Here is a 22,609-nt window from a genome sequence, read left to right as displayed (position 1 = left end):
AGCTGTTAGCGAATGAAGGTGTGTCGAAAGTAATTTTCACATTCTGTTTGTCATGTTGAACGGAGTGAAACATCTCGTGTCTGGATGGTCGAGATTCTTCATTGCATTCAGAATGACAAAGAGGGTAACAATTTGATAGTGCAATTTGCTTTTGACACACCCTTATTTACTAATGGCTTTTGTATTATAATCTTTTCTTAATAGCTTCGCTATCCTTTTCAAAACCCGGCTTGTCAAGGAGGGCGAACATATTTTTCTTATATGCTTCCACTCCCGGTTGGTCGAATGGATTCACTCCTAAGATATACCCGCTGATACCGCATGCTTTTTCGAAGAAGTATAGCAACTGTCCGATGCTGTATGCATCCAACTTAGGTAATTCCACTTTGATATTTGGTACACCTCCGTCAACGTGAGCTAATTGAGTGCCCAGTTCAGCCATTTTGTTTACGAAATCGATGCGTTTGCCTGCAAGGAAGTTCAGTCCGTCAAGATTTTCCTCATCAGTAGGCACTGTCAATGTTTCGTTCGGTTGAGCCACTGATATAACAGTTTCGAAGATAGAACGTTCACCTTCCTGTATCCATTGTCCCATAGAGTGAAGGTCGGCAGTAAAGTCAACAGCAGCATTGAAGATGCCTTTATTTTCCTTGCCTTCGCTCTCTCCGTAAAGTTGTTTCCACCATTCTGCGATGTAGTGCAACTTCGGGTTGAAGTTAGCGAGGATTTCTATTTTCTTGCCAGTCTTATATAGTTCGTTACGTGTAACGGCATATATTTCAGCAATGTTTTTTTCGAAAGGTACAGCCGGAGCGGTTTCTTTTTCCATATATGCAGCGCCTGCAACCAACTGACGAATATCGATTCCTGCTAATGCGATGGGAAGTAAGCCCACCGGAGTCAACACAGAATAGCGTCCTCCTACATTATCAGGGATTACATATTTCTTAAATCCTTCTTTTGTAGCCAGCGTAAACAATGCGCCACGTGCAGCATCGGTAATAGCTACGATACGGTGTTTCGCTTCTTCCTTACCTACAGTCTTCTCCAACTCTGCTTTAAGAATGCGGAAAGCCAAAGCAGGTTCTGTAGTTGTTCCCGATTTGGATATATTGATGATGCCGAAAGATTTTCCTTTCAGGTATGCAAGTAATTCCACAAGATAGTCTTCACCGATATTGTTTCCTGCATAAAGAATTACAGGTGTTTTACGGTCGCGTTGCAACCAGTCGAAAGCATTTGACAAAGAATCGATAACTGCTCTTGATCCCAGATAGCTACCACCGATACCAACAAGTACAATCACTTCGCATTTTGCCTGTAACGCTTTTGCAGTATCTTCTATATCTTTTAATTCAGCATCTGTAATCGATGACGGTAAGTTCAGCCAACCTAGAAAGTCGTTTCCTTTACCCGAACCATCGTGCAATGCTTCATTGCATTTCTTTGCCAAAGCAGCCTGATTGTTGATATCAGCCTGATTAATAAAACCTAAAGTCTTGCTAATGTCTAATTTGATAACCTTATCCATAACCTTTATTTATTTTAATATTTGTTCTCTCAATACTTTAACTCCCTCGCGCGCTGATGCATTTTCGTATAATACACGATACACCAGATCAGCTATAGGAATATTCACATTATATTTTTCGTTCATTTCCCTGATACATTTTGTACCATAATATCCTTCGGCAATCATTTCCATTTCTATCTGGGCTGCTTTTACGGAATAACCTTTTCCGATCATAGAGCCGAATGTACGGTTACGACTAAAACTGGAATAGCAAGTAACCAGAAGATCTCCCAGATATGCAGAGTCTTGAATCCGTCTTTCTATCGGAGATACAATGTCTACAAAACGTTCCATCTCGGATATTGCATTCGATACCAGCACCGCCTGAAAGTTATCTCCATATTTGAGTCCGTGACAAATACCCGAAGCAATAGCATATACATTTTTCAACACAGCCGCCAACTCGATACCTGATACATCATTTGATACGGATGCCCGTACAAACCTGTTATTGAATATTCCGGCAATGGCCTGTGCCTTTTCAATATCTGGGCAAGCAATGGTAGGATATGTCAGTCGCTCTAATGCTATTTCCTCGGCATGGCAAGGCCCGCCGACGATAGCCATATTTTCGACAGGGATATCGTAGAATTGCGTCAGATAATCGGTAACCAGCAGGTTTTCGGGAGGGATAATCCCTTTGATGGCCGAAATAATAAACTTATCGCTTATTTTGGTTTTCAGTTTCTCCAGATGGCTTTTAAGAAAAGGGGATGGTACAGCTAAGATCAGTGTATCGGAATCCTCAACGACCTGAGTAATATCAGAATAGAATGAAATTCTGTCCAGATTAAATTCAACCGTTGATAAATAGGACGGGTTATGTCCTGTCTTTTTGAAATCTTGTATCTGTTCAGGCCGGCGCATGTACCAATTGATATGCTTTTCATGATTCAGCATAATCTTGGCTAATGCAGTCGCCCACGTTCCACCACCTAAAATTGCAATCTTACCGGGAAAACTCATGTGTTTACGTTTTAGTTAGAAATAGGGAGATTAATTAATTTTTTTCACCCAACTCTCAATCACTTCAACTGAAGGCAATGCCAGTTCCAGTTTATGTTTTTTGTTGATATCTCCTAAATCCTGTCTTATCTTCTGTGGATTTACATCTTTCAAGTCTTCCACTGTAAGGTATCCGGCTTTTTGCAGGACAGGAACTAATTCTTCCGAAATTCCCAGTTCTGTATATTTTGCTACAGGATCTTTCTTCACTACTTTTTCGGGACGCATCTGAGGGAAAAACATAACTTCCTGAATACTTTCCTGTCCGGTCATAAACATTACCAGACGGTCCATACCGATTCCGATACCGCTTGTAGGCGGCATTCCGTATTCCAGTGCGCGTAAGAAATCCTGATCGATAAACATAGCTTCATCATCACCTTTTTCCGACAATTTCAACTGGTCTTCGAAGCGTGCACGCTGATCTATCGGGTCATTCAACTCCGAATAGGCATTCGCAAGTTCCTTACCGTTTACCATCAATTCAAAACGTTCGGTAAGTTCCGGATTATTACGGTGTTTCTTTGTTAGTGGCGACATTTCCACAGGATAATCTATAATGAATGTAGGTTGTATATAGTTTCCTTCACACTTGTCTCCGAAGATGGCATCTATCAGTTTGCCTTTACCCATTGTTTCGTCTTGTTCCACGCCAAGCTGCTTGCAAACATCGCGAAGCTGAACCTCATTCATTCCGCTAATATCTACACCTGTAAAATGTTTAATGGAATCTATCATAGTCACACGCGGGTAAGGCGCTTTGTAATCAATCTCATTTTTACCCATCTTCACTTTGGTCGTTCCATGCACATCCATACAGATTTTTTCCAGCATACGCTCGGTGAAATCCATCATCCAGTTGTAATCCTTATATGCTGCATAAAACTCCATTACCGTAAATTCAGGGTTGTGTGTTCTGTCCATGCCCTCGTTGCGGAAGTTGCGGGAAAACTCATACACACCGTCGAAACCTCCGACGATCAGACGTTTCAGGTAAAGTTCGTTTGCAATACGCAGATACAATGGAATATCCAATGCATTATGATGAGTAATAAACGGGCGAGCCGTAGCTCCTCCCGGTATGCTTTGCAATACTGGAGTATCCACTTCTATGTATCCGTGTCCGTTCAGGAATTCACGCATAGAGTTGAAAACCTTCGTACGTTTCAGAAAAGTATCTTTTACGCCTTCGTTGACAATCAGATCGACATAACGCTGGCGATAACGTTGTTCCGGGTCGGTAAATCCGTCGTAGGTAACCCCGTCTTTCACCTTCACTACAGGAAGCGGACGAAGCGATTTACCCAATACAGTTAGTTCTTCGGCATGAACAGAGATTTCACCCATTTGTGTGCGGAACACAAATCCTTTGATGCCGATGAAGTCTCCTATGTCCAGTAACTTTTTGAAAACTGTATTATAAAGCTCTTTATCTTCAGTCGGGCACAAATCGTCACGTGAGATATATACCTGGATACGCCCTTCAGCATCCTGTAGCTCTACAAATGAAGCTTTACCCATGATGCGGCGGCCCATGATACGGCCGGCAATAGTTACCGGACGACGCTCTGCTTCGTCTTTGAAGCTTTCTTTTATCTCTTTTGAATATGCATTTACATCATACAGCGCTGCCGGATACGGTTCTATCCCTAACGCTCTCAACTCTTCTAAACTTTGTCTACGAAAGATTTCCTGTTCGCTTAATTCTAGTATATTCATTATCAATCTATCTTCAGATTTTTTTATTTCAAAAATAAAAATTGGTTCGTATGTGAATAACCACGCAAAGTTAAAAAATATAATAACAAATACACATTTTGTATTCGCTTTAATAAATGCCACACCTTAAAGCGGTACTTTTTTTAACAAAAAACGAAAATTGCTATAAACAAAATCGGTGACCTTTGCACATGAAATAAGTAATATAAGTTGTACCTTTGCACCCTCAAAGATGGGAGGGCTACACTCCTTAACCGCATTAGAACAGATTAAAAATGTTGAAAACTGCAAACATAGATGAATTAGAGAATAAAAAGATAAGTAAACTACTCTGGCAATATGCGCTCCCGGCTATCGTGGGAACAATGGTCAATGCGCTATACAATATTATCGACCGTATTTATATCGGACATGGCCCCAATCTGGGAGACCACGCTATTGGAGGACTGGGAATCGTTCTTCCTATAATGAACCTCACGGCAGCAGTAGGTATGCTGGTGGGGGCGGGATCGGCTAGCCGGATATCTATCTGTTTGGGTAGGGGCGATAAGGAAACTGCAGAGAAAATCATCGGTAACTCTTTTCTGATGACCCTAATACTGACAGGAACATTAGTTACAGTATTATTTATGTTCCTCGATCCTATACTGATGCAAATAGGTGCAACTGAAGAAACGTTCCCTTATGCAAAAGAATTCCTTTTATATTATTTGCCGGGAAATATCTTTCTCACCATGTGCTTCAATTTCAACAGTATGATGCGTGCATCTGGCTATCCGACCAAGGCAATGTATACGATGCTGATCGGGGTGATAGCAAATATTATTATTGCACCGATATTTATATTTGTACTGGAATGGGGTATTAAAGGTGCTGCTATCGCGACTATCATTTCCATGTTCATCGGGTTGTGCTTCGTTATGCATCACTTTATGAATCAGAATAGTATGCTGCGCCTACGTAAGAAAAATATAGGACTGAATCCGAAGATAGTATGGGCTATCGCCAGCATCGGTCTGTCTCCTTTCTTTATACAGGTAGCAGCGTCAGTTGTGGTATTCATGCTCAACAACAAGCTGAAAGTGTATGGCGGTAATGTAGCCATAGAAGCGTATGCCATTGCCAATACGCTGGTAATGATTATTATCATGGTACTGGTAGGGCTTACACAAGGTATGCAACCTATAGTGGGATATAACTATGGAGCTAAAAGAATAAACAGGGTGAAAGAGACCCTCAATTATACAATAAAGGTAGGGGTATGTATTGGTGTAGTAGGCTGTGCGATCGGATTACTGTTGCCTAATGTTATCGTGCAACCTTTCAATCCTTCTGCCCCGTTGGCCGCCGAAGCATCGAAAGCTCTACGCATCATAACCGTGATGCTGCCATTGGTCGGTTTCCAGATTGTGGTTACTAATTTCTTCCAGTGTATAGGGATGGCGGCGAAATCGATTTTTCTTAGCCTAACACGCCAGTTTCTGTTGCTTATCCCTGCTCTGATTATATTGCCGCACTTTTTCGAACTAAATGGAGTTTGGTTCTCATTGCCGGTGGCAGACGGTTTGTCAACATTGTTGACTGCGGGGATGTTTATATGGCAGATAAACAAATTTAAGAAAATGGAGACTTCAGAATTGTTATGATAGATAATATAAACAGACAAAATATACTGCAACATTTCTCTGTCACGGAAAATGACTTACTGAAAGTGATCTCCGAAGCCCTGAGTAAAGGAGGAGATTACGCCGATATATACTTTGAGCATACATTCAGCAATAATATCTCGCTCCGGGATGGAGAAGTAAACCGTGCCGCTTCGAATATCGATTACGGAGCGGGAGTAAGGGTGGTATCGGGAGATCAGACCGGATATGCCTATGTAGAGAACACAAATGTGAATGACTTATTGAAGGCGGCTCGAACCTCAGCAAGCATTGCTTCTATGCCTACGCGATCTAATAATTCGATTGAAATAAGGGAAAGTCATTTTCAGAATTATTATCAGGTAAAGAAAACGTGGCTCGGAGTATCAGTTGAGGATAAGAAAATATTTGTCCAGAAGCTGAATGACAGGATATTTGAACTCGATACACGTGTTATTAAGGTATCTGTAAGTCTGAACGACTCTACATCATATGTCCTCTTCTTTAATTCCGAAGGGGTACTTACATGGGACTACCGTCCTATGTGCATTATGTCGGGCTCTTGTACGATGGAACAGGATGGCAAAATAGAAAATGGTTATTGTTCACGAGCTTATCGTAAAGGGTTTGAGTTTCTTAATGATGAATTAATAGAAACCATTGCCCGGGAAGCCGTAGCACAGACCTCCCTCATGTTCGAAGCCATAAAGCCTAAAGGTGGCGAAATGCCTGTGGTTATGGGTGCCGGCAGTTCGGGTATCTTGCTGCACGAAGCTATCGGACATACCTTTGAAGCTGACTTTAACCGAAAAAATGTATCAATATTCTCCGACCAGTTCGGCAAACGGATTTGCATGCCCGGTATCAATATAGTGGATGATGGTACAATAGAACATGCCCGTGGCGCAATCAATTTTGACGACGAAGGTGTGGAAAGCCAAAAGACATACATTGTAAAAGATGGTGTTCTCGAAAGTTACCTGCACGACCGTATCAGCGCAAAGCATTACGGTATGGAGCCAACCGGAAACGGGCGGCGTCAATCGTTCCGTTACGCACCATTACCTCGTATGCGAGTAACTTATATGGAAGAAGGAAATACGCCGGAAGCTGATATTATAGCATCTGTAAAACAAGGTGTGTATGTGGATAACTTTACAAACGGACAGGTACAGATCGGCGCCGGAGACTTTACATTCTTTGTAAAGACAGGTTATCTGATTGAAAACGGAAAACTAACCCAGCCAATAAAAGATATAAACATCATTGGTAACGGCCCGAAGGCGTTGGCCGACATCACCATGATAGGCAACAATCTGAAAATAGATGAAGGTGCATGGACTTGCGGCAAAGACGGACAAGGTATCCCTGTGGGTCAGGGACTACCTTCGGTGTTGGTGAGCAAGTTGACTGTGGGAGGGGAGTAGTTTCTACAGTATCCCCTTATCTGTATCGGCATTATCCAGACTTTTCTTTCCGGCTTCATGCTTTCGTCCGAAAGACATGTTCCAAGAGAAACGCAGATAGAGCATATGCCCATTTTCTTTTATATATATCCACGACTTTGAAGGTTTTACCGATGATATATTTTTGCTGCCCGAACTCCAATAATCTTTGAATGGATAGGACATCCCAACCGAAAGCTTGGCTTCCTTATGTTTATATCCGGCTTCTACATAGTTCCAGTCTTCTCCGTAGTAAATAGATTCGCCCCACAATTCCTTATATCGGGAATTGACCCCAACCACAAAGCTAAGATTCTTATACAATACATTTGATCGAAATCCTCCATATATGGAATTATGAGTATGTGCCATTCCCGAATTTGCGTTGAAGATATCGCGCTGCATGCCAAACCATCCTGTCAGCGTCCATATATCCTTTATTAGTTTTGCGGTAACATCTCCTGACCAATAGAGGTATTGCTGGCTTTTGTGGTTGTCGGAATAAGATACGATTTTATCCCCTTCTATGGCGTATGTGTTGACAATTACTTTGTCAAAATACATATACCCAAATGTTGAACTAATATTTAAGAAACCTTTATTGACGTTTAATGTCAATTTGTTGTTGTATATATTGGATGGTTTTAAATTGGGGTTTCCCCTGCTGAGCTGATAAGCATCTACCTGTTGCTCAACGCTGCTGAGTTGCCCTAAAGAAGGGGTTCTGTTATTGACTACAAATGAATATTTTAGCGATAGATTATCATTGAATGGGTAATTCAGTTGTACTGACGGGCGCATTGAATAAAATGATGCGTCATTCTCTCCCTCCTTAAACCAGATACGTGAGCCTCCTAGTCCTAAAGTATAACCTAATTTTTTAGCGATCTTACCCTGTACCTGAGCAAAAGCATACGAATCCGAGTTTTTCATTTCTGTCTTTGTATCCGTATTCCCTCTGTATGTATTATCCGCAAAACCCTGCGTATGCTTTGCTCCGGCACTAAAGGTAAGGTTCTCGAATTGCTTTTCGTAGACTGCTTCTCCGATAATAGAATATTTATTACCGTCTATTTTATTGTAAATCTCTGTTTGTGGGACAGAACTCTCCGACTCCAGATAGTTGCTTTCACTGTCCGAGTTGATGTATGTGCCCACTATATTGACAGCCAGCGACTGCTTGTTCTTTAATTCCTGTTTATAATATATATCCAGAGCAGGAGTGTATTCTAATCCATTTCGTTTCGAGCTGGAATAAGTCGGGGTTAGTCTGTCCGAGTAGAAATTATTGAAATCGGTTGTATTGTCGTAGTTATAAAGCTGATTTTTAAAAGCCACATTGAGTACATATTTGTCTACAGATGTCAGGTTGTATGTCAGATTGAAACGGTGATACTGATATGCCATCGGAGCTTCTATTCCTTTCTGTTCCCGGGAAACCGGATTTGTCGGGAAATTCAATAGTTCGCTCTGCTCAAGCCATCGTTTGTCGTACGACCTGTAGTTTATGTAATAATTAAGTCCGAATTCCGACGCTTTATTATTCATCTTAAAAGTAACATTGTCGTCACCGAATCCTGTATAAGGAGCATTACGCCCATCGAAGGATACATATCCTCCATAATCTTTTTGCCTGTCCACGATCAGGTTTACGACCGCGCCTACATTTTCGTTACCGAAACGCACGCCGGGATCTTCAAAATATTCCACGCGCAGAATATCTTTCGAACGAAGAGCTGCCACTTCCTGTACTGTGGCTCGTACGCCATTGATCCGTAATTGTACATCTTCATTACCTACTTTTATAGTCTGATTTACCGGGTCTATGTTCAAGCGGGCAAGAGACATATTGCTGAGTAGGTCGAAAGCATTCACTGAGCTTTTTATCTGCATCGAGTCGGGAAGAATTATCTGCCTGTCCACTTTATTTATTATTCTATTGGCTGTCACTGTCACCTCTCCCAATGCTTTCGATTCTTCTGTCAGTTCGATATCGCCTAAATCGAGATGCGACGACAAGTTACTTATCTTTATAAATGCAGTCCTGTATCCCAGAAAGGATGCTTTCAGGAGATAATCCTGTTTCTGAAATTGCCCGGCCATTGCAAATAATCCCAACGTATCGGTCTGGCAGCCGGTAATATATGTAGAGTCGGCTTTTAGCAACACCATCGTTACAAACTCGACTGGCTTCTTTGTATTCACGTCGATTATACGTCCTTTCACGTCAATTGCTTGCAAAGAAATACTAAAGAGGGAAATAAATAATAAAATGATTGCGCTTCTCATCATTAAGCTTAATTTATGTAACATTAATTTTTTTATTATGACGGAAGAAAAAACGGGGTGTTACAATTAATCTTGAAAAGCAGGACTGATTTGTATATAAACTTTCGACTGATTTATCTATGTAATAATAGCTTATAGCTCTTTGAAGTTTTGATTGGCAGATTTACAAATTAGCATAATAGCAAATGAATGAAATAGTGTAACCTTTGTTACCTTTTATTTTTAACCACAGAGTAAACGGAGTAGCACGGAGTCTTTTTATTTACGGATGCTTCGCTTCCCCTGCTTATGAGTTGATGACTGTTAACTGATATATCTGTTACCTTTGTTACCTTTTGGGGGAAGCTGTAGGAGTGAAGCATCTTTCGTCCATTGTCGATTCATGCGAATATTTATTCGCCCCTACAAAGGCTAAAAAGATTGTTACCTTTACATACGCTTCGCTCCTGTGACCGTTGGTTGTTACCTTTTAACAAGTAGTAAGTATTGAGTAATAAGTTGAAAGGAATTGTAATTGTTTACTGTTTACTGTTTACTGTTAACTGATATGTGTTACCTTTTTACAAAAGGAAATAGATTGCAATCATATGACAGATGCTTCCACCCAATACGAAGAAGTGGAAAACAGTATGCATATATTTCTTTTTTGTCCACGAGTAGAAGAGGGCTCCCACTATGTATGAGACTCCTCCTGCTATAAGCAAGTAAAGGGCTTCGATACGTCCATCGGCAGATAGGGCGTCCGCCAGCGGTTTGAAAGCGACAAGTATGGCACAACCCATTAGTACGAAGCAGATGGTTTCGAGGTTGCTATGGTCTTTTAGTCTGGCAAAACTAAGTATCAGGCCTGCTATGGCAGCCAGCCAGATGAAAACAAAAAGTGACCATCCCCATGCACCTTCGTTACGCAGTACCAGTAGCGTAAATGGAACATACGTGCCGGCTATATGCAGATAAATGGCAGCATGGTCACATTTGCGAAGCAAAATCTTCCTCCGGTCGTGTTTGCAGCCGTGATACCATGTAGATGTGATATATGACGCCATCATACCGAAAAGGTAAGCGATAACACAACCAATAGCCCATCCGCTACCATTCTCAATAGCAGTGGCGAGGAGTATATATCCTCCGCTGATGCCCAGCAGAATACCTACAGCATGTGACAGGCTGTTTGCTAATTCTTCCTCTTTTGTATAAAATTTGCTTTTTCCCACTTTGTCTCGGATTAAGGTCTCGGACCTATTTTGTGTTTTCGTATTTAAAAACAGCAATAGTCAGTTATGATTAAATAATGTTGTATTAAATAGCTTCTTTTGCTTATGAAGAACAAAAGTACGGATTAAGTTTTTAAGAATAGCGAAAAATAGAAATACATCCGATTGCGTACTGCTTTAATAATATTATACTAAAAGGGGGTAAGTCCTTATAAAAACGAAAAAGAGCAAACAAAAGCCTGTTCTATCTGTTCTATGAGTGATGCAAAATATTTATATATGTATTTTAAGTGCGTGGAATATCGTATCTTTGCAAACTGAAAGAGTTAACAGCCCGATAGTAGGGTTATCGGCTAAATAAATAATTACTCATGCAAGAAACTCAAGATAAAATTTTAGAAGATGTTACCTCCGGCGATTACAAATACGGATTTGTAACAGACATAGAAACAGAGGTTATTCCGGTAGGACTCAACGAGGATGTTGTCCGTCTGATTTCGGCAAAGAAGAACGAGCCCGAATGGTTGCTCGAATATAGGCTGAAAGCATACCGTCACTGGCTTACAATGGATATGCCGGACTGGGCAATGCTCAAGATTCCGCCAATAGATTACCAAAGCATCAGTTACTTTGCTGCACCCAAAAAGAAAGACGGACCTAAGAGTCTGGATGAGGTAGATCCCGAACTGTTGAAGACTTTTGATAAGTTAGGCGTGCCTCTTCACGAGCGTGAAATATTGGCAGGTGTGACGGGTATGGCTGTAGATGCGGTAGTGGATAGTGTTTCGGTGAAAACGACATTTAAAGAAGTACTGGCCGAAAAAGGGATTATATTCTGCTCATTCAGTGAAGCAGTACAGGAGCATCCCGAATTGGTGAAAAAATACCTCGGGTCGGTAGTGCCGTATCGTGATAATTTCTTTGCGACACTCAACTCGGCAGTATTCAGCGACGGGTCGTTCGTATATATTCCTAAAGGCGTTCGTTGCCCGATGGAATTATCTACATACTTCCGCATCAATGCTGCTAATACAGGCCAGTTTGAACGCACACTGATCGTTGCCGACGATAATTCATATGTGAGTTACCTCGAAGGTTGTACAGCACCTATGCGTGACGAAAATCAGTTGCACGCGGCTATTGTAGAGATTGTCGCTCTCGACCATGCCGAGGTGAAATATTCGACTGTCCAGAACTGGTATCCGGGCGATAAAGAAGGTAAAGGCGGTATTTACAACTTCGTGACTAAACGGGGTGTTTGTAAAGGACGCGGATCTAAGATATCGTGGACACAAGTGGAAACCGGTTCAGCTGTAACATGGAAATATCCTTCATGTATCCTTGCGGGGGATGATTCTATCGGCGAGTTTTATTCTGTAGCCGTAACGAACAATTTCCAACAGGCTGATACAGGAACGAAAATGATTCATATAGGGAAGAATACCCGGAGCCGCATCGTATCGAAAGGTATTTCTGCCGGACAAAGCCAAAACTCGTATCGTGGACTGGTAAAGGTATCTCCGAAAGCAGAAGGCGCTCGTAACCACTCACAATGCGACAGCTTATTGTTGGGCGATAAATGCGGTGCACATACTTTCCCATACTCGGATATTGCCAATCCAAGTGCAATCATTGAGCATGAGGCTACAACATCGAAAATCAGTGAAGACCAGATACTGTACTGTAACCAGCGTGGTATTGGTACGGAAGAGGCTGTCGGCCTGATTGTAAACGGATATGCAAAAGAAGTGATGCAAAATCTGCCTATGGAATTTGCAGTAGAAGCCCAAAAACTATTACAGATAAGTCTGGAAGGTAGTGTGGGATAAGCCGATATTATTCTTTGGAATCTAAAATATAAAAGACAGCTGATGAGGCTGTCTTTTTTGTAGACAAAAATCTTAAAGATGCAATCTTTCGGAATAACTTTATCTCTGTATAGGAACAGGGTATTTTTATTAAGAGTCGGTGAAAAAAGTTTTACTGATTCTTATTGGTAATTAATAACAAGTTTATTTCTTAAATTTGTGCATTATACATGATAAGATTCAATATGAAATTTATAGCTATTATCCCCGCGCGCTATGCCTCTACGCGCTTTCCGGGAAAGCCTCTTGCCGATATGGCGGGAACGCCTATGATACAACGTGTTTATGAGCAGGTAAAGAAAGCCATTGATGAAGTGTGGGTTGCAACAGACGATTCCCGGATATTCGAAGTCGTAGAATCTTTTGGTGGTAAAGCTGTAATGACTTCGCCGGATCACAAGAGCGGTACGGATCGTATACAAGAGGCATATGCTAAAGTAGGAGGGGGATTTGATGTGATAATCAATGTGCAAGGTGATGAGCCGTTTATTCAACCCGGACAGATCGAAACTCTAAAAAACTGTTTTGACAATAAAGGTGTCGAACTGGCAACATTGGTAAAACCATTTAAGAAAGAAGATGGTTTTGAAGTTCTGTTCAACCCGAACTCGCCTAAAGTAGTTGTGAATAAAAAGAACGAGGCCATTTATTTCAGCCGTTCCATTGTACCTTATATCCGGGATGCGCACCATACCGAATGGCTCGATAAACATACTTTTTTCAAGCATATTGGTATGTACGCTTATCGCTCCGATATTCTGAATGAAATAACCAGATTACCTCAGTCCTCATTGGAAAAGGCGGAATCGTTGGAGCAGCTTCGCTGGATAGAAAACGGATACCGTATCCGTGTGGGATATACAGATGCAGAAACTATCGGTATAGATACTCCGGAAGATATGGAAAAAGCATTGGCTTTTCTCGGTAGCAGAAAGTGAACTATCTGACTCCTTTTACATTCATGCGCAAGCTATATAGATACTGAGAAGCTGTAATAAAGAGGGTTTTCATATCTTTGCCTCCAAAGCAAACGTTGCCTGTCCAGTTTGCTTCAACCGGAATATGCTCTATTTGCTCTCCTTTCGGATTGAAGACTGTGACACCCCGTCCTGTCAGATAGATATTCCCTTCATTATCAATAGTCATTCCATCCGAACCTAATGAGGTGAATAGTCTTTTGTTGGTCAGAGAACCATCGGGAAGGATGTCATAAACATATGTTTTATTTGCCCCGATATCGGCAATATATAATTGTTTCCCGTCAGGAGTGCCAATTATGCCATTTGGTTGGACAAGGTCTGTCGCAACTTTTATGACAGTCTTCCGGTCCGGATAAAGATAATAAACATATTGTCCTTCCTGTTGTATTTCAGGGCTTCGAGTCCAGTAATCACGTTTATATAGGGGGTCGGTAAAATAAATCCCCCCGTCTGGATGTATCCACAAATCGTTAGGACCGTTTAGCTTCTTTTCGTTGAAATCTGTGATTAGAACAGTATGATTGCCTTTCTTATCGATACTCCACAATTCATTATCCATATCCGAGCACGAAAGCAAGTCTCCGTTCCGGTCGAAATAGAGGCCGTTTGCCCGTCCGGTATTTTCCATGAATGTCGATAGCTTGCCATCTGTCGACCATATTAGGATCTTGTCGTTTGGCTGGTCTGTAAAATATACATTCCCTTTTTTATCTGCGGCAGGCCCTTCGGTAAAGCTGAAACCATCGGCTAACTTCTCTATTTTTGCGCCTACGGCTACAAGGCTTTTCGGCTTTTGGGCGAAAGTTGAAATACTGAATGGAATGAGAAAGAGGAATAGAAGGATTTTATTTTTTATCATATCAGGCAATTTTTACAGATGTAAATATTCGTCGCAATTAAGTCATTTTTCCTGAAAGAATGACCAATATAGGTGCTTAATGTTGTATTTATTTAAGTTCTAAATTATTGTATTAAAATACTATTGAATACTTAAACACTTGTTTAGTCCGATAATCTTTTTTATTTTTGTAACTAAACAATCGTTTAGAACACATGTTTAATAATGAAGATTCTTCGGAAGTAAGGAAACGGATTCTGAAAGAGGCGCAAGTGCTTTTTATCAAAAATGGTTTTAAGGGAACCAGTGTCAGGGATATAGCAAAGGCCTCGGGTACGAATGTGGCCATGGTAAATTATTATTTCCAATCGAAATATAATTTATTTGAAATCATATTTGAAGACGCTCTCGATGTATTCACAAAAAGGATATTTGAGACGATAACATCCGACCTGCCATTTTTTGAACTTATCGAAACTTGGATACATACTTATTATGAAATCCTTTTCGAATATCCGCAAATAGCTGCATTCATACTGAATGAAGTAAGTCTTAACCCTGCTGGTCTGACAAACAGGATAAAAGCCCGTAATCCATATAGTTCTTTTAGTAAGATTGAAGAGCGTATCGAAGAGGAAATAAAGAAAGGTACAATCAGGGATACTCCTGCTGCCGATTTTCTGCTGAATATATTATCGCTGTGTATGTTCCCTTTCATGTTTGGTAATCTGGCCATGACATTAATGGAAATACCCAGAAATATCTATGATGAGTTGATCGCCAATCATGAGAAATATGTGATTGAGTTTACAATCAATGCATTAAAGCCATATGATAAAAAAATAGAATCAAACTAAACTACATTATAATTATGAATAGAAGACAACAATATAAAATGGGAGTTGACGTAGGTTCGACAACTGTGAAGATTGTCGTTTTAGATAATAATCAACAAATTATACACAAGTCCTATTGTCGCCACCAGGCTAATATACAACAAACGCTTGTAGCTGAACTGCAAAAGGTGGATGAACTATATCCCGATACTATATTTAATATTAATATCTCAGGCTCGGCCGGTATGGGTATCGGAGAACGTGTAGGGATACCCTTTGTACAGGAAGTCGTTGCTGCCGTAGAGGTAGTAAAGAATGTTTATCCTGCAGCCCATACACTTATCGATCTGGGTGGAGAAGATGCCAAGATGGTGTTCTTTAGTGAAGGCCGTCATCCCGATATCCGTATGAATGGAAGTTGTGCCGGAGGGACGGGTGCTTTTATCGACCAGATGGCCAGTTTAATGAATATATCGGTAAATGAACTGGGTGAAAAGGCTCTGACTTATGATAAGATATACCCTATAGCATCACGTTGTGGCGTATTTGCCAAAACAGATGTGCAGAACCTGATAAGCCGTAATATTCCCGTTTCGGATATTTCAGCATCTATCTTGCATGCTGTAGCCTTGCAGTCGGTTACAACACTTGCCCGCGGATGTGATGTGGTACCTAAAGTGATCTGTATCGGCGGCCCATTGACATTTATCCCTGCCCTTCGTAATTCTTTCCGCGATATATTGAAAATTGAGGCTTCGGATATTATTGTACCTGAGAATGGAGAATTTTTCCCTGCCTGGGGAGCTGCTTTATATGAAGAAGATGGCGCAAAATCTTTTGAATTAAATTGTCTGATCGAGAAGCTCAATGAGTCTACTTCGTCTAACCACAGTGAAGCGTTGCCGGCTCTGTTCAAAGACGAACTGGAGTATATAGAATGGGATGCCAACCGCAATGTGAAAGCTTTGCAGTTTAAAGCATTGGGTGAAGAAAAGTATGTAGAATGCTTCTTAGGTATCGATTCAGGTTCCACCACATCGAAAGTGGTAATAATGGATACCGATGCGAATATTATCTATAAATTCTACGGAAATAACGAAGGTAATCCTCTCAAGAAAGTAATGGAGGGGCTGGAGTTGTTCTATAAAGAAGCTGAAGAAAAAGGTGTTACGGTAAAGTTCCTATCTTCGGCGGCTACCGGGTATGGCGAAGACCTGATGAAGTCTGCACTCGGACTTGATTATGGTATAGTGGAAACTATTGCCCATCTTTCGGGAGCGCAATATGTAGACCCTGATGTATCCTTCGTTCTCGACATCGGCGGTCAGGATATAAAGTCGATATTTATCAGTAACGGGCTGATATCAAATATAGAACTGAACGAAGCATGTTCGGCCGGTTGCGGTTCATTCCTACAGAATTTTGCAACCACAATGAATATGGGGTTGGCAGACTTTACCCGTGCAGCTTGTCTTGCCAGATATCCGAGCGATTTAGGGTCACGCTGTACCGTCTTTATGAATTCGAAGGTGAAGCAGTCGCTTCGCGAGAATGCAGGCAATGACGATATCGCCGCTGGACTGGCTTATTCTGTGGTAAAAAATTGCCTGTTTAAAGTATTGAAAATATCCAATCTGAATCAGCTGGGCGATCATATTGTAGTGCAGGGTGGAACATTCCGTAACGATGCTGTCTATCGAGCCTTGGAATTGTTGTCGGGTAAAACAGTAAGTTCTACCGACCATCCCGAATTGATGGGGGCTTTGGGTGCTGCTCTATATTCGCAACGCCTTTGGCGGAAAGGACAGGAAGAAACTGCTTTTGCAGGGGAGGACGCTCTGTTCGATGTAAGTTCGATAGACTCGAAAGAACTGACTTGTAAAGGCTGTACAAATCTCTGCTCGGTACTTCGTTTCAAATTTAATAATGGAAACATCAGCTATGCAGGCAATAAATGTGAAAAGGTATTTTACAACAAAAGCAATGATCGAAAAGAAGGTTATAATGCCTTTGATAAGAAAAATGAGATACTTTTCACCCGTTCTGTCAATGCAGACAATATAGAGAGGGGGAAGACCATCGGTATCCCTCGTGTACTGAACATGTTCGATAATTATCCGTTCTGGCATACATTATTATCAGAATGCGGATTTAATGTACGTTTATCACCCGAATCCACATTCCCTCTTTATCAGAAAGGGGTAGGAGGGGTGATGTCCGATAATATATGTTTCCCTGCCAAACTGGTACACGGGCATATCCTTGCTTTGATAGAGCAAAAAGTGGACAGGATATTTTATCCGATAGTGCCAAAGGAAGAAAAGGAGTTCGGACAAGCATCCAACTCATTTAACTGCCCTGTTGTCAGTGGTTACCCTGATGTGATTCAAAGTTCAATTGACCCATCGGGCCGTCATGGTATCCCATTCGATGAGCCTGTGATTACTTTCAGTAGTGATAAAGCTTTGGCGAAAGGCTGTTTCAATTATTTATCAGGACTGGGCGTAACCAAGTCTTCTTTCGAGAAAGCCTTTTCAAAGGCATTGGAGGTAAAGAACGGATTGAAGCAGGAGTTATATGCTTATCAGAAAGAATTGCTGGATAAGGCAATAGAAACAGGAGAATTGATTTTTGTTGTTGCAGGCCGCCCATATCATACCGATCCTCTGATACATCAGAAAGTAGGGCAAATACTCTCCGACCTCGGGGTTATCGTACTAACGGACGATGTTTTTCGCAAGCCCGAAAGTCATGGCTTCGGAAAACTGAATATCATATCCCAATGGTCGTACCCTAATCGCGTGGTACAGGCTGCAATGGAAGTCGCAAAATTACCTCAGAATGTGCAATTGATACAGCTGAATTCATTCGGTTGTGGCCCCGATTCATTTTTTATGGATGAGACACGGGATATACTGAAGGCCGTTGGTAAAAATATAACAGTGCTTCGTATTGACGAAATTGCCAGTCCGGGTTCTATCCGTTTGCGTCTTCGTTCTTTAGTAGAGTCATTGAAAGCAGTAAAGTCTTTTGATGTAACTACTGCTCAGGAATACAAGGGTTATTCTGTCCCGTACAAAAAGGCGAAGGACGGCAATAAAACAATCCTTATACCGTGGCTCTGTGACTTTATATCTCCGTTTGCCCCGGCATTGGGTGAAATACTAGGTTTAAAGGTGGAAAACCTGCCGAAATCGAATAAACTATCCGCCGATCTGGGTTTAATGTATGGCAATAATGAAGTTTGTTATCCGTCCACTCTTGTTCTTGGTGATATCATCAGCACCTTGCAATCTGGAAATTACGATGTAAAGGATATTGTTCTGGCGATAACCCAAACCGGTGGGCAATGCCGGGCAACTAATTATATTGCGCAAATCAAGACCGGACTGCAAAATGCCGGGTTTAACGATATACCCGTCATCGCATTAAGTTCGGGTGATACCTATCAAAACGGAGAAAGTGAGTTTACACTGGAATGGAAAAAGATTGCGAAGCTGGCTATTCCACTGGTGCTCTATGGTGATGGCTTGCAGCAAATGCATGGGGCTATATCCGTCAGGGAAAAGAAAGAAGGTGCTTCGCAGGAAGTGTTTGACTTCTATATCGAACGAGGAATAGATGCCGTTAGGGCAAAAGATGTGAAAACATTGTTTCGTTTATTGAAAGAAGCAGTCGAGGATTTCAATAATGTGCCGATTTTTGATAAAGAATATTCTAAAGTAGGCCTTATAGGGGAAATCTTTGTAAAGTATAATAATTATGCGCAGGCAAATATCTCGGAGTGGCTTCGCTCTAAGAATGTAGAGGTTTCCACGCCTCCGCTTCTCGACTTCCTGATGCAGTTCTTTGTGAACAGTAAGGTGAATGTAGAGAATGGACTGGCTGAGGAAACAATTTTTTCAAAAACTATGAAACCTCTGATCTGGTGGTATATCAATGGTAAGGTAAAGAAATCGGAAAAGATATTGAGCAAATTCAAATTCTATGAAGCCTCAGAATCCATATATGCCAAAGCCGAAGCAGCATCCGAAGTTCTCAACCTCTCTAATCAGTTCGGGGAAGGCTGGCTGATACCCGGGGAGATTGCCCATTATGCCCGTAAAGGAGTGAATAAGGTGGTGTGTTTGCAGCCATTTGGTTGTATCGCAAACCATATTGTAGCCAAAGGGGTGGAAAAACGTATCAAGGAAATTTATCCGAATATGAATATCCTGTATCTGGACATTGATGGAGGTATAGCCGAAGTGAATTTACAGAACCGCCTGCATTTTATGATTTAGAGATCAACTATCCATATATAATTTGAGAAAAAGCCGGAAACTATATTAGTAGCCGGCTTTTCCCTGTTTATATGAATGTGTGAAGATTGTTACTTATTTTGGCCTTTCGGCCATTGCAGTCAGCGCGCCTTTTGTTTTTAGATTCTCCATCAGGAACTTATCCCCTTCTTGCAAGTCAACGATAGAGTATTTATCAACCCCGCATATTTGCATTTCGTCGAGAGCATCTACCAGATTCTTATAATTGGAATCTTTGGTCGCTTTAATAACAACATTGAGTCCCTCGTCAGCCCTTTTAGCTTCAGATATTAGACTTTTTAGCTGATTCTCATTTATTTCTTTTCTGTAATATTTCTTTTTCAAATCCTGTATTTTGGAAGCTACAAAGCTGTTCCGTTCCAGAAGCATCTGCCGTAGGCCCATATAATCGGTTTCCTTCAGCGATGTATAGTCATCGTAATTGGCAACATCTGCGTAATAGTAGATCTTGTCCTGTTCTCCCAATATTACGGTAACAGATTTTGATCCGGGAATCTTTATCTCCCCTTCTGGTGCAGGCATTGCAATATCCATTACTTGTGGTATACTGAGTGTGGTGCAAAACATGAAAAATGTGATAAGGAGCATATTCATATCCACCATCGGGGTGAAGTCCACTCTTAAAGTTCTTCGTTGAGGTTTTCCTTTTTTGTCCTTTCCTCCACTGTTTGTATCTATACTAGCCATAATATTTGATTTTTTAAGGATTAAACTTCTATTTTTACTTAATAGAGCAATATTGTGTTGAAATTCCATAAAAGGCTCGTACTTTTTTCCGATATATTTTATCTTTGTGTTTTGTAAGCGGTCAGTAGCAACCTCCTTAGACGGGGAATAAAGCAGTCTGTGATGTATTTGGGAAATCTTTATCTATACAGGAGACTCGTTCCATGTCTTCGACATAAGATCGATACCTAATAAGCAAAGGAAACGTGGCGATGATGGAAATAGTGGAAGAAGTGTAACTTTTGTCACCTTTTTTTAACTATTAAATAATGTTGTATTAAACACGTTCTTTTATTCATAATATAAATATATACTTAAACTAATGAAACAAAGGGCATTACTTCTTATCACTATATTTATCTATTTTATATTTATATTTTGTATAGAGAAGCTGGCTTTTATGTTGATGCACTCTTCTGCCGGAGGAGGAATTACATCTTCTGAAATCTTTCAAGTGCTGTATCATGGCTTACCGCTCGATATGTCTATGAGTGGATATCTTACAGCCATTCCTGCACTTATACTCATTTCTTCCATCTGGATAGAACCAAAAATCATAGCTAAGATATTGAATGTGTTTTTTGGAATAATTCTTTCATTGGTAGTCGTTATAGCAGTAGTTGACCTTGTTGTATATCCGTATTGGGGTTTTCATTTCGATTCTACTGTGTTCCTTTATTTACAAAAGCCGAAAGAAACTTTTGCAAGTGCTTCCGCTCTGGAAATTATTATGGGATTTTTGGCTGCGGTAGTGTTTAGCCTGATTGTATATATTGGTTATGTGTTTATAATCCGTAAGCAGATATTAAAATTAACCGTACCTAAATCTATATGGAAAGTCTGTCTGGTTATGATACTTTTGACCGGAGCTTTATTCTTACCTATACGCGGTGGAGTCACTGTATCTACAATGAATGTAGGGAAGGCCTATTTTAGTGATAATATGTTTCTGAATCATGCGGCGATTAATCCTCAGTTCAATTTGATGTATTCTTTCTTCAAATCGGATAATTTCGGTTCGCAATACCAGTTTTATGATAAGGCCGAAGCTACGGCTATTTTTGATACATTAATGATGCAACCCTCCGCAGACAGTATTCCGCAATTGCTAAATACTGACCGGCCTAACATAATATTGTTTATTCTGGAGAGTTTTTCTGCTGAAGCGGCCTTGGATTCTGTAATTGCGCCTAATATGAGCCGTTTTGCAAAAGAGGGTATCTTATTTGATAATTTTTATGCGAATAGTTTCAGAACCGACAGAGGGTTGGTTTCCGTTCTCAGCGGTTATCCCGCACATCCAACGGTTGCCATTATGAAGTATCCGCAAAAAACGGAGAATCTGCCTACTATTCCAAGGACATTGAAACAGGTAGGATATGAGAACCTTTCATTTTATTACGGGGGCGATGCAGACTTTGCTAATATGCGGTCATATTTTGTTGGAGCATGTGCGATTAAAGAAGTTGTTTCGGATAAAGATTTTCCGCTGAATGAGCGAATGACTAAGTGGGGTGCTCCGGATAAATTTCTTATTGACAGAGCATATAAAGATATAACGACACAGGAGCAGGATACACCATTTATGAAGACTGTGTTAACGCTTAGCAGCCATGAGCCGTTCGATGTTCCTGTGCATAAGTTTGAGGAGCCTTTCCTGAATGCAGTATCATATACGGACGAATGTTTGGGTAACTTTGTAGAGCGGCTGAAATCAACAGCCTTATGGGATAATACACTCCTTATATTTATTGCAGACCATGCGATGCAGTCATATCCCGGTGGGTTGAACAATAGCGATCCCAGACGATTCCATATTCCAATGGTTTGGCTGGGTGGAGCTGTAAAAGAACCAAGGGTTGTATCCGATTTTGGTTCACAGAATGATCTGGCAGCTACTTTACTGTCTCAGTTAAACTTAAAATACACTGATTTTAGATTTAGTACAGATATGTTGAATCCGAATAGTCGCAAGTTTGCTTTTTATTCTTATGTAAATGGTTTTTGTATGACAGATTCTACAGGAACGATTACTTATGATAATGACAGGCAGGAGATTATTCACCAATCAGGAAATGTTGAACTGGAAAAGAGCGCAAAAGCATTTTTCCAGAATATGTATATGGATTTAGGGGAGAGATGAAGTTT

General features: G+C 40.8%; 14 protein-coding genes. 7 read left to right on the top strand and 7 right to left on the bottom strand.

Annotated elements, in window-relative coordinates; translation table 11 throughout:
• Window positions 1–184 precede the first annotated feature (184 nt).
• Genes QZL88_RS08020 through lysS form a run of 3 tightly spaced genes read right to left on the bottom strand, consistent with a single transcriptional unit; the run spans window position 185 to window position 4,297 of the window.
• Window positions 185–1,531: a glucose-6-phosphate isomerase gene (locus QZL88_RS08020; protein WP_296939937.1), complete on the bottom strand. Its 1,347-nt coding sequence runs from the start codon at window positions 1,529–1,531 to the stop codon at window positions 185–187.
• Window positions 1,532–1,540: 9 nt separating this feature from the next.
• On the bottom strand, window positions 1,541–2,539 hold the full coding sequence (locus QZL88_RS08015; RefSeq protein WP_296939935.1) for an NAD(P)H-dependent glycerol-3-phosphate dehydrogenase: 999 nt from the start codon (window positions 2,537–2,539) through the stop codon (window positions 1,541–1,543).
• A gap of 30 nt (window positions 2,540–2,569) precedes the next feature.
• On the bottom strand, window positions 2,570–4,297 hold the full coding sequence (gene lysS / locus QZL88_RS08010; RefSeq protein WP_296939933.1) for a lysine--tRNA ligase: 1,728 nt from the start codon (window positions 4,295–4,297) through the stop codon (window positions 2,570–2,572).
• A gap of 275 nt (window positions 4,298–4,572) precedes the next feature.
• Between lysS and QZL88_RS08005 the strand changes: the two genes are divergently transcribed.
• A complete protein-coding gene (locus QZL88_RS08005; RefSeq protein WP_296939930.1) occupies window positions 4,573–5,943 on the top strand; it encodes an MATE family efflux transporter in 1,371 nt (456 codons plus the stop codon).
• The gene (locus QZL88_RS08000; RefSeq protein WP_296939928.1) at window positions 5,940–7,370 is read left to right on the top strand and encodes a TldD/PmbA family protein; all 1,431 of its coding nucleotides are present in this window, start codon (window positions 5,940–5,942) and stop codon (window positions 7,368–7,370) included. The genes QZL88_RS08005 and QZL88_RS08000 overlap by 4 nt, the downstream gene beginning before the upstream one ends.
• Window positions 7,371–7,373: 3 nt before the next feature.
• Here the strand turns inward: QZL88_RS08000 and QZL88_RS07995 are convergent, their stop codons facing one another.
• Together QZL88_RS07995 and QZL88_RS07990 are read right to left on the bottom strand one after the other, a co-directional pair.
• Window positions 7,374–9,680: an outer membrane beta-barrel protein gene (locus QZL88_RS07995; protein WP_296939927.1), complete on the bottom strand. Its 2,307-nt coding sequence runs from the start codon at window positions 9,678–9,680 to the stop codon at window positions 7,374–7,376.
• 557 nt (window positions 9,681–10,237) lie between these two features.
• The gene (locus QZL88_RS07990; protein ID WP_296939926.1) at window positions 10,238–10,891 is read right to left on the bottom strand and encodes a hemolysin III family protein; all 654 of its coding nucleotides are present in this window, start codon (window positions 10,889–10,891) and stop codon (window positions 10,238–10,240) included.
• A 371-nt stretch (window positions 10,892–11,262) separates the two neighbouring features.
• On the opposite strand from QZL88_RS07990, the gene sufB reads away from it, so the two are divergent.
• Together sufB and kdsB are read left to right on the top strand one after the other, a co-directional pair.
• The gene (gene sufB, locus QZL88_RS07985; RefSeq protein WP_296939923.1) at window positions 11,263–12,720 is read left to right on the top strand and encodes a Fe-S cluster assembly protein SufB; all 1,458 of its coding nucleotides are present in this window, start codon (window positions 11,263–11,265) and stop codon (window positions 12,718–12,720) included.
• A gap of 224 nt (window positions 12,721–12,944) precedes the next feature.
• Window positions 12,945–13,697 carry a 3-deoxy-manno-octulosonate cytidylyltransferase gene (kdsB, locus tag QZL88_RS07980; RefSeq protein WP_296945042.1) on the top strand — a complete coding sequence of 251 codons (753 nt, stop codon included), beginning with the start codon at window positions 12,945–12,947 and terminating at the stop codon, window positions 13,695–13,697.
• Between the two features lies 1 nt (window position 13,698).
• Here kdsB and QZL88_RS07975 read toward each other — a convergent pair whose 3' ends face one another.
• Complete coding sequence (locus QZL88_RS07975; protein ID WP_296939921.1) at window positions 13,699–14,598, bottom strand: SMP-30/gluconolactonase/LRE family protein; 900 nt, start codon at window positions 14,596–14,598, stop codon at window positions 13,699–13,701.
• A gap of 194 nt (window positions 14,599–14,792) precedes the next feature.
• On the opposite strand from QZL88_RS07975, the gene QZL88_RS07970 reads away from it, so the two are divergent.
• Both QZL88_RS07970 and QZL88_RS07965 read left to right on the top strand, forming a co-directional pair.
• Window positions 14,793–15,434 (top strand): TetR family transcriptional regulator, encoded by a 642-nt coding sequence (locus QZL88_RS07970; protein ID WP_296939918.1) that lies wholly within the window; start codon window positions 14,793–14,795, stop codon window positions 15,432–15,434.
• Window positions 15,435–15,448: 14 nt separating this feature from the next.
• Window positions 15,449–19,696: an acyl-CoA dehydratase activase gene (locus tag QZL88_RS07965; protein WP_296939915.1), complete on the top strand. Its 4,248-nt coding sequence runs from the start codon at window positions 15,449–15,451 to the stop codon at window positions 19,694–19,696.
• Between the two features lie 93 nt (window positions 19,697–19,789).
• Here QZL88_RS07965 and QZL88_RS07960 read toward each other — a convergent pair whose 3' ends face one another.
• The gene (locus QZL88_RS07960; protein ID WP_296939913.1) at window positions 19,790–20,422 is read right to left on the bottom strand and encodes a biopolymer transporter ExbD; all 633 of its coding nucleotides are present in this window, start codon (window positions 20,420–20,422) and stop codon (window positions 19,790–19,792) included.
• 361 nt (window positions 20,423–20,783) lie between these two features.
• Here QZL88_RS07960 and QZL88_RS07955 point away from each other — a divergent pair, with 361 nt between their 5' ends.
• Window positions 20,784–22,604, top strand: a complete 1,821-nt coding sequence (locus QZL88_RS07955) for an LTA synthase family protein (RefSeq protein ID WP_296939911.1) — start codon at window positions 20,784–20,786, stop codon at window positions 22,602–22,604.
• Window positions 22,605–22,609 lie beyond the last annotated feature (5 nt).

The sequence above is a fragment of the uncultured Dysgonomonas sp. genome (assembly GCF_900079725.1).
Taxonomy (GTDB): Bacteria; Bacteroidota; Bacteroidia; order Bacteroidales; family Dysgonomonadaceae; genus Dysgonomonas.
Note: the sequence above shows the minus strand (reverse complement) of the source record. Positions and strands in the feature narration are given on the sequence as shown.